The 14,871-nt window shown below is 31.8% G+C and carries 17 protein-coding genes; 10 read left to right on the top strand and 7 right to left on the bottom strand.

From position 1 onward, the window contains the following. The first annotated feature begins 169 nt into the window (after positions 1–169). Entirely contained in the window at positions 170–493 is a 324-nt protein-coding gene (locus J2Z35_RS13735; RefSeq protein ID WP_209661971.1) for a cupin domain-containing protein, read from the top strand. Between the two features lie 118 nt (positions 494–611). Here the strand turns inward: J2Z35_RS13735 and J2Z35_RS13730 are convergent, their stop codons facing one another. From J2Z35_RS13730 to J2Z35_RS13720, 3 genes are all read right to left on the bottom strand, one after another. After that, positions 612–1,799, bottom strand: coding sequence for an anaerobic nitric oxide reductase flavorubredoxin (locus tag J2Z35_RS13730; protein ID WP_209661970.1), 1,188 nt, complete (start codon positions 1,797–1,799; stop codon positions 612–614). Positions 1,800–1,927: 128 nt separating this feature from the next. Then, a complete protein-coding gene (locus J2Z35_RS13725) occupies positions 1,928–2,650 on the bottom strand; it encodes a permease (protein ID WP_209661969.1) in 723 nt (240 codons plus the stop codon). Beyond that, positions 2,647–3,129, bottom strand: a complete 483-nt coding sequence (locus tag J2Z35_RS13720) for a permease (RefSeq protein WP_209661968.1) — start codon at positions 3,127–3,129, stop codon at positions 2,647–2,649. The genes J2Z35_RS13725 and J2Z35_RS13720 overlap by 4 nt, the downstream gene beginning before the upstream one ends. 183 nt (positions 3,130–3,312) lie before the next feature. Between J2Z35_RS13720 and J2Z35_RS13715 the strand changes: the two genes are divergently transcribed. From J2Z35_RS13715 to J2Z35_RS13700, 4 genes are all read left to right on the top strand, one after another. Further along, a complete protein-coding gene (locus tag J2Z35_RS13715) occupies positions 3,313–3,750 on the top strand; it encodes a GNAT family N-acetyltransferase (RefSeq protein ID WP_209661967.1) in 438 nt (145 codons plus the stop codon). An 89-nt stretch (positions 3,751–3,839) separates the two neighbouring features. Then, positions 3,840–5,387: a PAS domain-containing protein gene (locus J2Z35_RS13710; protein WP_209661966.1), complete on the top strand. Its 1,548-nt coding sequence runs from the start codon at positions 3,840–3,842 to the stop codon at positions 5,385–5,387. After that, positions 5,388–5,756 carry a YbaN family protein gene (locus tag J2Z35_RS13705; protein WP_209661965.1) on the top strand — a complete coding sequence of 123 codons (369 nt, stop codon included), beginning with the start codon at positions 5,388–5,390 and terminating at the stop codon, positions 5,754–5,756. It begins immediately after the preceding gene. A 159-nt stretch (positions 5,757–5,915) separates the two neighbouring features. Further along, entirely contained in the window at positions 5,916–6,398 is a 483-nt protein-coding gene (locus tag J2Z35_RS13700) for a DUF2680 domain-containing protein (RefSeq protein ID WP_209661964.1), read from the top strand. 141 nt (positions 6,399–6,539) lie between these two features. On the opposite strand, the gene J2Z35_RS13695 is transcribed toward J2Z35_RS13700, so the two are convergent. From J2Z35_RS13695 to J2Z35_RS13685, 3 genes are read right to left on the bottom strand one after another with little or no spacing between them, the layout of a single operon-like run. Next, the gene (locus J2Z35_RS13695; RefSeq protein WP_330623495.1) at positions 6,540–7,244 is read right to left on the bottom strand and encodes an LrgB family protein; all 705 of its coding nucleotides are present in this window, start codon (positions 7,242–7,244) and stop codon (positions 6,540–6,542) included. A gap of 1 nt (position 7,245) precedes the next feature. Next, a complete protein-coding gene (locus J2Z35_RS13690) occupies positions 7,246–7,605 on the bottom strand; it encodes a CidA/LrgA family protein (RefSeq protein ID WP_209661962.1) in 360 nt (119 codons plus the stop codon). 33 nt (positions 7,606–7,638) lie between these two features. After that, the gene (locus tag J2Z35_RS13685) at positions 7,639–9,138 is read right to left on the bottom strand and encodes an HD domain-containing phosphohydrolase (protein ID WP_209661961.1); all 1,500 of its coding nucleotides are present in this window, start codon (positions 9,136–9,138) and stop codon (positions 7,639–7,641) included. A 192-nt stretch (positions 9,139–9,330) separates the two neighbouring features. Here J2Z35_RS13685 and J2Z35_RS13680 point away from each other — a divergent pair, with 192 nt between their 5' ends. Next, entirely contained in the window at positions 9,331–9,582 is a 252-nt protein-coding gene (locus J2Z35_RS13680; protein ID WP_209661960.1) for a hypothetical protein, read from the top strand. Positions 9,583–9,715: 133 nt separating this feature from the next. Here the strand turns inward: J2Z35_RS13680 and J2Z35_RS13675 are convergent, their stop codons facing one another. Beyond that, positions 9,716–10,276, bottom strand: a complete 561-nt coding sequence (locus J2Z35_RS13675) for a 4Fe-4S binding protein (protein WP_209661959.1) — start codon at positions 10,274–10,276, stop codon at positions 9,716–9,718. A gap of 202 nt (positions 10,277–10,478) precedes the next feature. Here J2Z35_RS13675 and J2Z35_RS13670 point away from each other — a divergent pair, with 202 nt between their 5' ends. The 4 genes from J2Z35_RS13670 to J2Z35_RS13655 all read left to right on the top strand — a co-directional run bounded on the left by J2Z35_RS13670 (position 10,479) and on the right by J2Z35_RS13655 (position 14,650). Further along, positions 10,479–11,021 carry a peroxiredoxin gene (locus tag J2Z35_RS13670; protein ID WP_456298341.1) on the top strand — a complete coding sequence of 181 codons (543 nt, stop codon included), beginning with the start codon at positions 10,479–10,481 and terminating at the stop codon, positions 11,019–11,021. A 154-nt stretch (positions 11,022–11,175) separates the two neighbouring features. Beyond that, entirely contained in the window at positions 11,176–11,760 is a 585-nt protein-coding gene (locus tag J2Z35_RS13665; protein ID WP_209661957.1) for a DUF4230 domain-containing protein, read from the top strand. A gap of 324 nt (positions 11,761–12,084) precedes the next feature. Next, positions 12,085–12,447 carry an ArsR/SmtB family transcription factor gene (locus J2Z35_RS13660; RefSeq protein ID WP_209661956.1) on the top strand — a complete coding sequence of 121 codons (363 nt, stop codon included), beginning with the start codon at positions 12,085–12,087 and terminating at the stop codon, positions 12,445–12,447. Positions 12,448–12,451: 4 nt separating this feature from the next. After that, positions 12,452–14,650 carry a heavy metal translocating P-type ATPase gene (locus J2Z35_RS13655; RefSeq protein WP_209661955.1) on the top strand — a complete coding sequence of 733 codons (2,199 nt, stop codon included), beginning with the start codon at positions 12,452–12,454 and terminating at the stop codon, positions 14,648–14,650. Positions 14,651–14,871: the final 221 nt, after the last annotated feature.

The following is a 14,871-nucleotide window of genomic DNA, read 5'->3' as shown; positions in this document are numbered from 1 at the left end:
AAAAGCTTGTTTTATATGTCTAAAGTATACTATTAATCTGTCAATTATTGAATTTTCAAGGTTCATAGGTTTTATTTGTGTGCGAAGTTTAAGTTATTAATATATCATATAAATATAGTACAAAAAGTAGCTTATTGTTAAAATTCATAAAAATAGGAGGAAATAAAAAATGATAGAAACAAAATTTGAATTTAGCATGATTAATGAAAAGTTAGTAGAAAGGATTATAGATGATGAAAATGTAAATATTAATCATATGATTCTTACAAAGGATACATGTATTCCAGAGCATTTTTCAAACTCAAATGTATATATGATAATTGTAAGGGGAACTATGTCCATTGGTCTTTCAGAACAAGATTTTCATAGGTATGAAAAAGGGTCTATGCTTAATATACCTTATAATGTAAAGATGAATGTTTGCAATCATGATGATGAAGTGCTTGAATTTTTCGTAATTAAATCTCCAGCTCCAAAAAATTATGGAAAATAATGATTTTACAATCATATTATGTTATTTGCTTTGAAAAAAGAGTTTGAATCAAACTGAATTAAATGAAAATATAATATTAAAAAAGTATGGACATCATATCCATACTTTTTTTACATTCTTAAGCTTTAGCTATTGCTTTTCCAAATTCGATAGCATCTTTAATTGCATCTTCGTTAGGGTTCCACTGATTTCTCAGTCCATCTCCTATTATCTCAAATCCTGCTTCCTTCATTTTTTCATTAAGAACCTTCACAGACTCTCCGCTCCAGCCATAACATCCAAAAGCGGCAGATTTTTTGTTTTTAAATTTTAGTTCTTTCATCAGGTGTATTAGGGCAGCAACGGGTGTAAGGATGCTATTTCCGATTGTTGGGGATCCCATAACCACTGTTTTGGATTTGAAAACTTCCGTAATAAGGTCATTTTTATCAGTCTTTGCTATATGAAACATTTTTACTCTAACGTCTTTATCTTCAAGATTTATTCCTTCAAATATAGCTTCTCCAAGTTTTTTGGTACCTTCCCACATAGTATCATATAGTATCGTAATCTGGTTTTCCTGATAGTTGTCACACCACTTGCTATATAGCTCCACTATTTGAAGTGGATTATCTCTCCAAATTACGCCGTGGCTTGTTGCTATGATATCTATAGGCAGATTAAGGGATATTATTTCTTCTAGTTTTTTCTTTAATATACCGCTAAAAGGAGTGAGTATATTTGCATAATACTTTATAGCTTCTTCCTGTAGAGTACATTCATCTGCATAGTCATTAAATAGCCTGTCTATGGCATAGTGCTGTCCAAAGGCATCATTACTAAAGAGTATATTATCTGAAGTTAAGTAAGCTGCCATACTATCTGGCCAGTGAAGCATTGGCATTTCAACAAATACAAGGTCTTTTCCATTTCCTACTGAAAGGGTATCGCCGGTTTTTACTACGTTAAAGTTCCAGTCTTTGTGATACTGACCTTTTAGAGATTTTACTGCGTTTGCGGTGCAGTAAATAGGAGTGTCTGGAATCTTTGCCATTAACTCAGGAAGAGCACCGCTGTGGTCAACTTCTCCGTGGTTAATTACAATATAATCTATTTTATTTAGGTCTATTTCCTTTTCAAGATTTGCTACAAATTCTTTTGCAAAAGGCATCCAAACTGTATCGATAAGTACAGTTTTTTCTTCCTCTATAAGATAAGAGTTGTAAGTAGAACCTTTGTGAGTAGAATAATCCTCTCCATGAAAAGATTTTAGCTCCCAGTCAATCTTACCTACCCAATTTACATTGTTTTTGATTAATTTTTTCAAACTTACTACCTCCTTCGGTATAAAAACAAGAAAATTTCGAATTGAAAATATTTTCACTACTGATTTATATTATAACCTTTAAATTTTTCTTAAAACGTAACAAATGTCACATTAATAAAAAGATATTGTTATTTAAATATATCAATTGAATTAGTAGGACATTTTTCTGATGCCAAAATCACTTCCTTTATATTTAAATCAGGATTATATTCCTTAATTAATATAGCTTTTTTATTTTCTATATTAAAATAATCAGGGGCTAGATTAGAGCAGATGCTGCATCCTATACAATAAGCTTCATTAATTCGAAGACTTTCTTTCTGTAGATTTTTTTTACTAGATACAAGGTCTTTATTTTTGACTATCTTAGATGTGATATATCCCATTATAAATATAGAAATTACAGTGAGTATCCATCTTATAACCATAAATGAAGGACCTAAAAATTTAGCTTCATTTGCAAGCATAGGAATCTTAACAACTGCCCATGAGCTAAGGATTATCACTACGTTTGCTATGCTAGCACCCTTTGAAAGTAGCATATTGCTTATTGGAAAAGCGGCATAAATAGGGCCAGCAGATATACTTCCTAAAATAAGAGCTAAAATATTCCCAGAAAAACCGGATTTTTCGCCGAAGCGATTAATTATTATATCTTTAGGAACCCAAGCTTCAATTATGGCAGTGAGTACAAAAACTATAGGCATTACCTGAATCATTTCCCAAAGATAATAGAGGCTATTTCCAAAGGCTGATATAGCTTTATCCCTAGAAAATAAAAATAATACAAAGTATATACCTAAGACGAAGAAGGGTAGCTTATTGTTTTTTATTAATTTTAAAGTCTTCATAGAATTACCCCCATTCCCAAAGCTATAAAAAGTGCAAATACAAAGCTCAATATATTCCTAGTAAGGGCAAACTTAAGGCCAAACTCTTGTCTCTCAAGGGGAAAAGTTACCACTCCAACCATTGTAAGTGTTGTAAGAAAGGCTACAGCTGGTATTATACTAGCCCCACTATCAACAAGTGAGCCTACAAGAGGAAATGCTACAAATGCAGGAATCAGTGTGATGCTTCCAATAATTGCAGAGCCAATGGTTGATAAAAATGCATTTGATGAACCTAAAATATCTTTTATAGAATCTGGTGGCAAAAATGCTAAGATTAATCCTATCATAAAAATTATAGAGATTATCTCGCCCATCATCCCTTTCATCATGGATTTAGATTTTCTCATGGAAGCAAGGGTCTTAGCTTTGTCTTTTTTTATTGACCATACTACTAAGCCTACAGAAAGAAAAAGGAAAAAAAGTGTTAACGGATCCATAAAGTACCTCCTAGACTATGTTTTAAGAAAAATACTGTAGATAAAAGAAAAAATTTAGATAGAGTTCTATGTTTTAGGTTTGCTCATAAAGGTATTATAAGTGATATAGATATATAAAGAAGTTACTTAAGTAACTCTTTGATATTAATTAAGAGTAACTAATCAAAAGAAAAGAGGGAAACTATGTTTTTAGTTAAAGAAGTGAATTTAAATGAGATTATAGATATCAGACATAAAATACTAAGACCAAATCAGACTAGAGATGAATGCTTCTATGAAACTGATAAGAGTGAGGAGGTCTTTCATTTAGGAGCCTTTGCTAATGAAAAGCTTGTAAGCATCGCATCTTTTCATAGGGAAAATAATAAAGATTTGGGATTTGAAAACCAGTTTAGGCTAAGAGGAATGGCAACCCTTGAGAATTATAGAAAACAAGGAGCTGGAAGAGAGATTATAGAATATGCCATAAAACAGCTTAAAACCAAAGGAATAGAATGCCTTTGGTGTAATGGAAGAACAAGTGTAATAGATTACTATGAAAAACTGGGATTTGAAATATTTGGTGAAGAATTTGATTACCCTCCAATTGGAATGCATATTGTGCTCTATAGAAAAATATAGGAATGTAACAGTGGTTACGGAATTAAACATAGTAAACTGATATGATTTAAATAATTGATAACGAATTTCAATTATTTAGGAGGGTTTATATGGAAAATAATAAACTAGGGAATATAAAGATGAATGAACATCTTGATGTTGATAGTGAAAAAATTAAAAAAATAATGGATATAAAGCTAGCTTATCTAAATGGAGAAATTTCTATGAAGGAAGCTAAACTAATGATGAGAACTTCTGTAGAAACCGTTACAGCTCAGGAGTTTGCAATATGTGAGCAATATCTGCAAAATTATGGCATTTCAGATGATGTAATAGCAGATAGAGTAGATGAAATACTTGAAATATTTGAAGGACTTCTTGTAAGTGATAAAGTAGATGTACCTCTTGGCCATCCAATAAGGACGTATATGGATGAGACTCAGGCTATAAGAGAGGTACTTGCTCAGATGAAAGCTATGCTTACTGGGAAGTTTATAAAAAATCAGTGGATTGAAATATACGAAAAACTAAGCGAAATTAATATTCACTTTTCAAGAAAGCAAAACCAGCTTTATCCAGAGCTTGAGAGAAAGGGCTTTGATAAGCCATCCAAGGTCATGTGGACTCTTGAAAATAATATAAGGGATATAATTAAAAAAGGAAAGATGTATCTTGAATCTGATGAAGATATTGAGTTTTTAGAGCTTCAAAGTGAAGTGATAGAGCTTGTAGAAGACATGATGGTAAAAGAAGAGGAAATACTTTATCCAACTGCAATGGATTTACTTGATGAAACTGACTTTATAAAGATGAGAAAAGGGGATCACGAGATAGGCTACTGCCTTATTGATGCTCCGCCTCTATATAAAGAAGTAATGAAAGAAGAAAAAGGAAGCAACGACCTTGTAAAAGACCTTTCTTTATTACTAAAAAAACATGGAATACTTGATAAAGGGTCTGATGATGAATTTGATGTAAGTCAAGGAAAACTATCACTTGAGCAAATTAATCTAATATTTAAGCATCTTCAGGTGGATTTGTCATTTGTGGATGAAAATGAAATAGTAAAGTTTTATAGTGATACAAAACATAGAGTATTTCCAAGAAGTCCAGGTGTCATAGGCAGAGAGGTGCAAAACTGCCATCCAAGGGAAAGTTTAGGAACGGTTGAGGAGATAATAAGGGCATTTAAAGCAAAAGAACAGGACGAAGCAGAGTTTTGGCTTGAGATGGGAGGCAAGTTTATATATATCCATTATAGTGTGGTTAGAGATGAGCAGGGAAACTTTAGAGGAGTACTTGAAATGATGCAGGATGTAACTAAAATCAGAAGCCTTACAGGAAGTCAAAGACTATTATCTTGGAACTCTAAATCAGGTGAATCAAAAGAAAATAGAGTAGAACATGCTGTAGGTCAGCATAATAAATATGGACTTACAAAAGAAACTATACTGAAATATATGCTTAGGGAATATCCTTTTATTAAAGAGTTTCTTTTAGATCTTTCTCCAAATTATAGCAAACTTAAAAATCCAATTCTTTTTAAGACTATGTCATCTGTAGCAAACCTTGAAATGATAGCAGAGCGAGGAAACTTTAAGGTAAATGAGCTTATAGAAAAGATAACAAGGGAAATAGACAAAAGAAAGGAAAGTTAGATGATAAAAATATTACTTCTTGCTTTAGGAACTATAACACTAATACTTGGAACAATTGGTATATTATTGCCTGTACTACCAACTACTCCATTTCTTCTTATATCCCTATTTTGTTATATGAAAAGCAGTGATAAACTATATAACTTTGTTCTGGAAAATAAATATTTAGGTCCATATGTACATGGATATGTATCTGGAAGAGGGATACCTATGAAAGCTAAGATAAAAGCTATTAGCCTTATAATAGTGACAGTAGGTAGCTCCATTATATTTTTTATTAATCCTGTTCATTTGAAGATAATGCTATTTTTTATTGCAACTACAGTGTGTGTCTATATATGGACCAGAAAAACAGCAACTGAGGCTTAAGAAAAACTCAAAAAATATTCAAATGATAGAAGTATAAATTTTATTTTTAAAATAATTATTTGACCATAATTCTATCACATTCTCTTCGTATACTAATATCAAAGGATAAGCAATAAAGCTTTCCTAATTTAAAAAAATACTTAAAGGAGATGAATTGTGATGAAAAAAATAAAAAACATAGCACTTGCTTTAGGAGTTACAACACTTGTTGCATCAGCAGGAATAGGTGTATATGCCACGGAAATATCTTCACCAGCAGAAATTCTTTCAAGAATTACAGGAACTTCAGTAGAGAGTCTGTATGAGTCTAAAGGAAGTATGAAGTTTGGAGAGCTTGCTGAAAAAGAAGGTGTATCAGAGGAGTTTAGACAAGAGATGCTTGCAAATAAAAAGGCAATTCTTGATCAAAGAGTGGCTGAAGGCAGAATTACTCAGGAACAGGCAGATGAAATATATAAAAATATGGTAGAAAACCAAGGAAGCTGTGATGGTACTGGTATCCATAGAGGTGAGAGAAATCTAGGTCTTGGAATGGGTGCAGGAATGGGCAGAGGAAATGGAAATGGTGAAAAAATTGGAGGCGGAAACGGTTTTGGAAATGGACATATGATGCAAAGAAATCAAAGAATAAATAATAACTAAAGGTTTTGAACCCTCCTTTTAAAAATATTTAGTTAATATAAAGCATGGATTATCAGGCATATAAAGTGTAATGTCTGATAATCCATGTTTTTTTTATTGTGATTTAAGGATGATTTATATCTCATAAAAATATTTCATTGGCTAATTGATTATTTTTAAAACAAATGGAAATACTATTGGCATTAAAAAAACAGTAATAAGACCAGCAAGTCCAATAGAAAGACTACTCATAGCACCTTCAGTTTCACCTAGCTCAAGTGCTTTTGAAGTACCTACACCATGGGAAGCAGTACCAAGAGCAACACCTACTGCTATTTTATTTTTTATACCTAATAGTTTGCAAAGTGCAGGGCCAATAGCTGCACCTGTGATACCTGTGATTATAATTGAAAGCACAGTAACTGGAGGAAGGCCGCCAAGACTGTTTGTAACCTCTATACCTATTGGTGTAGTTACTGATTTAGCAACTAAGGATCTTAGCAAAATTTCATCTAAGCCCAAAAGTCTCGAAAACAAAGCAACAGAAATTATAGAGCTAAGGCTTCCAAGGGTAATGCCAAGGAGTATAGGAAGGGCATTTTCCTTTACTTTTTCAATCTGCCTATAAAGAGGTACTGCAAGCAATACTGTGGCAGGTCCTAAAAACATATGGATTATATTCGCACCTTTATTATATTTTTCTACATCAATATCAAAAACTATCAGAATACCTATAATGAGTCCTGCGGCGATTAAAAGAGGGTTGAATATAGGTAGCCTAAATCGGCCATAAATGAGCAGACCTATCTGAAAGGCTATTATTGACAGGGCTAGGCCAAAAAATTGATTTTCCACAATAATATCCACTTTAATTTTCTCCTTTTCTTTGAAGTCTAAGTACAAGCTCCACGATAGCTCCGGTAACATATATTACTATGACTGTAGTTCCAAAGGTTAGAATAAGTATGTTTACCCCACTTTCTCTTAATATATCCATAGAGCCAAGAAGCCCAACACTTACAGGTAAAAACAAAAAAGAAAGATTTCCAAGAAAAAAATCGGATATCCTTTTAATCTGCTCTATTTTTATGATTTTAAAAATAAGTAAAAAAAGAAGTATTAACATACCTGCTATACTGCCAGGAAGGGGAAAAGGCAGGAGAGATGATATATACTCTCCAGTAATAAAAATTAAGACTATAATAAGAAGTTCGTTAAGCAATTTCATATATTTTCTCCTAGATATTAGTTTATAAAAATATTAGCTTATTAAATCTTTAGAATCTTTAATATGTGAGCTTTTCAGATAAACTCTTTTTATTTCAGGGAGTTTTTTTAAGAATATATCCACAAGTACTGGGTCAAAATGAGAACCAGAATCGCTTTTTATAATCTCCACCGATTCATCAAAATCAAAGTCTACTTTATAAGCTCTTTTTGAAGTAAGGGCATCAAAAACATCTGCCAAAGCTATTATACGAGCCGAAAGGGGTATCTCTTTTCCTTTAAGACCATTTGGATATCCACTTCCATTCCATTTTTCATGATGGCAGTTGGCAATCTCAACTGCAGTGCTGTAAAAATCCCTGTTAAATATTTTAAGGTCATTTTTAAGGTTTAGCAGGACATCAGCTCCTATATCTGGATGCTGTTTCATTATCTCCCATTCCTCAGCTGTGAGTTTCCCAGGCTTTTTTAGTATTTCATCTGGAATTCCAATTTTTCCAATATCATGAACCGCAGCATTGTTTCTTATTTTATTTACAAAAGGACGGGAAATGTTATAGTCCTTGTCAGTGTGATTCAAAAGACCTTCAGCTATTATTGTAGAGTACTGTGTCATTCTATCAAGGTGATCACCAGTTTCTGTATCTTTTTTTTCTACTAGATCTGCAAAGCTTCTAGTCATTGTTGCGAACATTTTTTTTGTGAGATAGGTCTTGTCTATTATTGTTGAAATTTCCCTTGATATACTTACAGCAAGTCTTAGAGAGCTTTCATCATAATTATTTTTATGAACAGAGCTAAAAAATATAAACCCAAACACAGCATCTTCTATTAGCAAAGGGACTATCATGTTAGAGTTAATCCCTTCGTCTTTTATGAGGCTCAGTGAGGGACTAAAGGGTCTTTGCTCAAACTCAAGGTCTATATCATGCATTATTTTCGGCTTTTTAGTTTTTATCATATCCGATAAAGATGTCTGATCTATAGGTACCTCAAATCCTGGGCCAAGAAGAATTTTTCCATAAGACATTACGCCATGTTCTGCAACTATTTTATTGCTTGCAGAATCGATAAATGCAACTCCAATCCTATCGGTTTTCATTACATTTCTTATCTGAAAAAATAAAGAGTCTAGAATCTCATCTAATATATAGCCGTTTCCAGTAATTCTTTTGACTTCATCTAAAAATTTATATTCCTTGAAAACATTATTGACGGTCTCTGAAATTTCTTTTTCTTCTTTAAAAATTGGATTAATATTAAAAAGAAAATCCACATTGTAATCATATCTGACTAATAGTTCAAGTCCTTTCTGAATATAAGGAATATCTTTTGTAATTATTTTAGTTATAATCCCAAAAAGAACAAATATAATTGCGAATAAAGAAAAAATAATAATATTATAAAGAGTTGCAATAAAAGGATTATTTTTTAAAAGAGATTGTATGTAAAAGAAATTCAATAAGATATTAGAAAATATTAATGCTATTACAAAAGACATAATAATAAATAAAGTTGTTTTAATACTTCTCATTTTTCCTCCAAGATATACTATTTATATTTTAACCCAACTTTTGGGGCTTATTATAATTTTACGCCATAAGTAAATAAAATGCTACATACGTAAAAAAAATTGAAATATCTGATTTTATATATAGATTAAATATTTCTTTTAATATAATGTATAATAGTCATGTATTTAATTTAATTTTTTTAGGAGGAGACTATGTATAAACTTAATATAAAGGGACAAGAGCTTACACTTAAGATAGCAGAATTTTTGTTGTCAGAGGATGAGCTTAAGGATTTTTTGGATTTTCTACAAAAGGATATGGGGGATTCTGTCCTAAATATGAATGGCAAGCAGGACTATATGATTGTAGATGAAAAGAAAAATAAAACCTATATACTTAGAAAAAAAGATAATGAAGTAACTGTGATGGGAATTATGGATAAGGATGAGCTTTTCAAAAAATAAACTATAGGTTTAAGCTTTATAACTCAGAGGATATTAAGACTTATTAAAGAACTTTTTAAAAATTTCACCCAAATCTCACATATACTTATAAAAAGAGCATATTGCTTTGATATGCCCTTTTTGTAAGTAATTATTATGCAATTTTATTTTCTTTTTTAGTATCTGATTTTTTTGAAGTTGGATTATTCATTTTTTTAATATCAGTTATAAGACCTGTTGCATGTCCCATCGGACATATCTGACACCAAGATCTTGGTTTGAAAAATACTCCCATCAGAATTCCCACTATAAAAGAAGCAAACATAAATCTAAAAAGTGCAAATGCAATCTTATCTATTTGCCCTCCGGAATGAATCATAGAGAGTGAAAGCATAGTAATCATAAGTATGAGCATTCCATTTTTGAATTTTTTAGTTCTCATAAAGCTAGGAAGGGTATTTTGCATTGAAAACTTTCCTAAAAACTTACCTAAAAATGATCCTCTAGGGCAATAAAAAGAGCAGTGAGCCTTCCCTTCACCCTTAAGAGCATGATACATAGGCATAGTCATACATATGATTCCAAATAATCCAAAATATACATTATAAATTGAAAGAATGAAAAAGCTTATTATTATAATCCAAGACCAGCCTTGATGTGATTTATGCTTTTTCTTTTTAGATATCGAGTCTGTACTGTTCAAATTTTTGTTCATAGAAATTAATCCTCCTGTGATTGATTGTTAATCAATAATATTAACACATTCATATATTACGATATTAAGATTGAAAAGTCAACTGAAAAAATATTTTGTAATCATTACAAAATAGTATTGAACTTTAAAGTTGTATCGTTTATAATATGAACCAGGTAATAATTAACCTTAAAATAAATAAAGTACAGGAGGCAAAAATATGATTCAAAGAATGGTTGGACTTAAAGCACCTGATTTTAAAATGCCAGGAGTTTCTGGAGATGGGGAGAGATTTATAGATATATCCCTTAATGATTACAAAGGAAAATGGCTTGTAATGTTCTTCTACCCTAGAGATTTTACTTTTGTATGCCCTACTGAAATAAAGTCAATGAATAGATTTTATGATGAATTTCAAAAGTTAAATGCTGAGATATTAGGAGTAAGTACAGATAGCGAGCATTCACATAAAGCTTGGATAAAGGCTGATGAAAAAGATGGTGGAATTGGAACTCTTAGCTTTCCAATAGGAGCAGATACTATACATAAGGTATCTAAGGATTACGGAGTTTATATAGAGGAAGATGGTGCAGCACTTAGGGGATTATTTATTGTTGATCCTGAAGGTATATTAAGATATGCAGTTGTGCATGATCTTAACGTAGGTAGAAGTGCCCAAGAAACACTAAGAGTACTTCAAGCTCTTAGAGCTGGTGGACTTTGCCCTGCTGACTGGGCTCCAGGAGAAGACCTTTTAACTCCTTAATTTATTAATAATAAAAAGGCAGAAGGAATTTTTTTCGATTCTTTTCTGCCTTTTTAGCGTAAATACAAAATCCGACTTTTGTGATATTATTATGAAAAGCTAAGCTTTTTATAAACAAAATATTTAATTGTTAGTATTTGAGGAGGATATTTTATTGGGTAAAATAATTAAAGGAAAGATAAATCTATTTTTAATAATGTTAAATGTTCTATTAATAGGAATTCTTATAATTACATTTACTTCAAATACAAAACCTGAATATACAGCAAGCTCTGTATTTGAAAGAATAGTGGATATACAGGAAATATCCTTAGTTCAGTACAATTATACTGGTGTAGTAGGTTTTGATGATAGAAAAACTGTGGGAGATATAAATGTACCTTTTACAAGAAAGCATTTTTTAGTTAAATATGATGGTTACATAAAAGGCGGAATTGATTTTGATGAGATAGACATAGAAGTCTTTGAAAATAGGGTAGCTGTAAGACTTCCATCACCAAGAATTATAGAAAATGTAATAGATGAAGAGTCTCTTGTAGTTTATGATGAAAGCAATAATATTTTTAATCCTATCAAGATAGAAGATTATAACGATGCATTGATTATGGAAAAGGCAAAAATGGAGCAAGAGGCGAGGGAAAAAGGAATTTTAGATAGGGCAAAGTCCCAAGCGGCATCGCTAATCAATACTATGGTCATTGATATGGGATTTGAAGAGATAGATATAAGTTTTAAATAATATAAAATCCAAAAAAATCGCTATGATACCTCTAGTTTATATAGTGTGGTTAATTAAAATCACAGTATTTATCTAGAGGTTTTTTGTAGGAAATTCTATAAATTTAAGTTAAAAATCTATAGATAAATTTAATATAAATATTTTTAAATAACAGTTGAAAAAAATAAGGCTAGGGTATATTATATATATGAACATATGAATTGTTGTTCATATATTCAGTTGTTTAATTATAACAATTAGTATTTAAATAAAAGTAATACGTCTTTAAAGAAATTCAAAACTAAGATTTTGATTTAAATAAGGAGAAAGAGGAGATGAAAGAGCATGAATGAAAAAATAGTAACTTGTAGCTGTGATGTCATACATGAGGAAATTGTAGAAAAAGTAAAAGATTCTATGCCAGAAGACGAGCTTTTATATGATGTAGCTGATTTTTTTAAAGTATTTGGAGATACAACCAGAATAAAGATATTATATGCTCTTTTTCAAGCTGAAATGTGTGTTTGTGATATAGCTGTACTTTTAGGTATGAATCAATCGGCTATTTCACATCAGCTTAGAGTATTAAAGCAGGCTAGACTCGTAAAATATAGAAAAGATGGCAAGGTCGTATATTACTCTCTAGATGACGATCATGTAAAGAGCATATTTGACATGGGAATACTTCACATAAAGGAAAGGAGATAAAAATATGCTTACTCTATATATAAATGGAATGATGTGTGCAAATTGCAGCAATAAATTTGAAGAAAAGGCATCTGCCCTTGAGGGAGTTGAAGAAATCGCTGTAAATTATGCTTCTGCTAAGGTTAATGTAAAGATAAGACCTAACTATAAAGAAAATGAGGTTGTATCGAAGCTAAAAGATCTATGCTCAAAAATAGAGCCTAAAGCCAGTCTTGAATATAAGCCTCAAGCTCCTCTTGAGTTAACTAATATAAATGATTTAAATAATAAAGAAAAGGAAGTAGTTCATAATCATAATGAAGGTCATAGTCACAGTCATGATCATACAGAAATCCATAACCTAAATGAAAAATGGTCAATCCTTAAATATCATTCTAAACAACTGAAGACGATATTATCTGCCATTATCATATTATTGCTCGGAGTAATATATGAGGGCGATCCTATTATCAAATTTATGATATTTCTTACGGCATATCTCATTGTAGGAAAAGACATACTTTTAGCATCTGCTAGAAATATAGCTAGAGGAGAAGTATTTGATGAGAACTTTTTAATGTCAATTGCAACTCTGGGAGCATTTGCAATCGGGGAATACCCTGAAGGTGTAGCTGTAATGCTATTTTTCAATATTGGAGAGATGTTTCAGGATATGGCGGTTCAGAAATCAAGAAAATCAATAAGAGAGCTTATGGATATAAGACCTGATTACGCCAATATAAAAACAGAAAGTTCTATTTTGAAGGTAAGTCCAGCAGATGTAAAAATAGGGGATATAATTGTTGTAAAACCTGGAGAAAAGGTTCCTCTTGATGGAGTACTAATCAAAGGAAGGGGTCAAGTAGATACATCGAATCTTACTGGAGAGCCTGTGCCAAGAATAGTAAAGGAAGATGATATAATCTTATCTGGCTATATTAATAAAGAAACTACCCTTGAAATCAAAGTAACTAAAGAATTCAAGGATTCCACTGTTACAAAAATTTTAGAAATGGTAGAAAATGCCTCAGTTAAAAAAGCTCCGACTGAAAAATTTATAACAAAATTTTCTAGATACTACACACCAGCTGTGGTTATTTTTGCAGCAGGATTGGCTTTGATTCCTCCATTATTTTTAGGATATGAATTTGAGATGTGGATATATAGAGCTCTTGTATTTTTGGTTGTGTCATGCCCTTGTGCTCTTGTAGTTTCAATACCCCTTGGTTTCTTTGGAGGGATAGGATCTGCTTCCAAACATGGAATACTTGTAAAGGGTGGGAATTATCTAGAGGGTTTAAAGAATTCAGATATAGTGGTTTTTGACAAAACAGGAACCCTTACAAAAGGAAAGTTTGAGGTACAGGAAATAGTCACTGTATCGAATCTATCAAAGGATGAGCTACTAGAATATGCAGCATACGCAGAGAAAAGCTCTAATCACCCTATTGCAAATTCAATACTAAAGGCATATCCCCATGAAATTGATTTTAAAAAAATAGGTTATCACCATGAGGTTGCAGGGCATGGAATCAAGGCTGAAATAGATGGCAAAGAAGTACTTGCAGGAAATGCAAAGCTAATGAAAGCGAATAATATAGAGTACAAAATCCAAAGTAATAATAAGACAGTAGTTCATATCGCCATAGATGGAGAATACAAAGGATATATATCTATATTTGACAAACTAAAAGATGATGCCAAAGAGGCTGTGACAAGGCTAAGACAAGCTGGAGTGAAATCGATTGGGATGCTTACAGGAGACATTGATCAGACAGCCCAGGAAATTAAAAATGAACTAGGAATGGATTTTGTAAGAAGTGAACTGCTACCTGACCAAAAAGTATATGAGCTTGAAAAAATCATGGATGAATACAAGGGAAAAGGAAAAGTGCTTTTCGTTGGAGATGGTATCAACGATGCTCCTGTTCTTGCTAGAGCAGATATAGGTGTTGCAATGGGAGGACTTGGAAGTGATGCTGCAATAGAGGCAGCAGATGTGGTCATAATGACTGACGAGCCTTCAAAAATATCAGAAGCAATGAAGATAGCAAAGCTTACCAATAAAATTGTATGGCAGAATATATATTTTTCACTTGGAGTAAAGGCACTTGTACTTGTTCTTGGGGCTTTTGGTCTTGCTAATATGTGGGGTGCAGTTTTTGCAGATGTGGGTGTTTCTTTAATAGCGGTTCTTAATGCAATAAGAGTTATAAAATCATAGGATATAAAATCCATAATTATACTAAAGAAGCGACTTTTGGGGCACTATCTCAATTTGTCGCTTTTTATATTGAATGACTAATAAATAACGAACACAAAATAGAATTTTTCTGTTAAAATAAATTTGTAACTAAAACTTCGCACATGAAAATCTATATATGAACCTTGAAAATTCAATAATAATTGACAATAAAAAAGCATGAAACCATCTGGTTTTGGTAT

The organism is Acetoanaerobium pronyense, assembly GCF_017874355.1.
GTDB lineage: Bacteria > Bacillota > Clostridia > Peptostreptococcales > Filifactoraceae > Acetoanaerobium > Acetoanaerobium pronyense.
The sequence above is the reverse complement of the archived record's forward strand: the minus strand, read 5'-3'. Positions and strand labels throughout refer to the sequence as shown.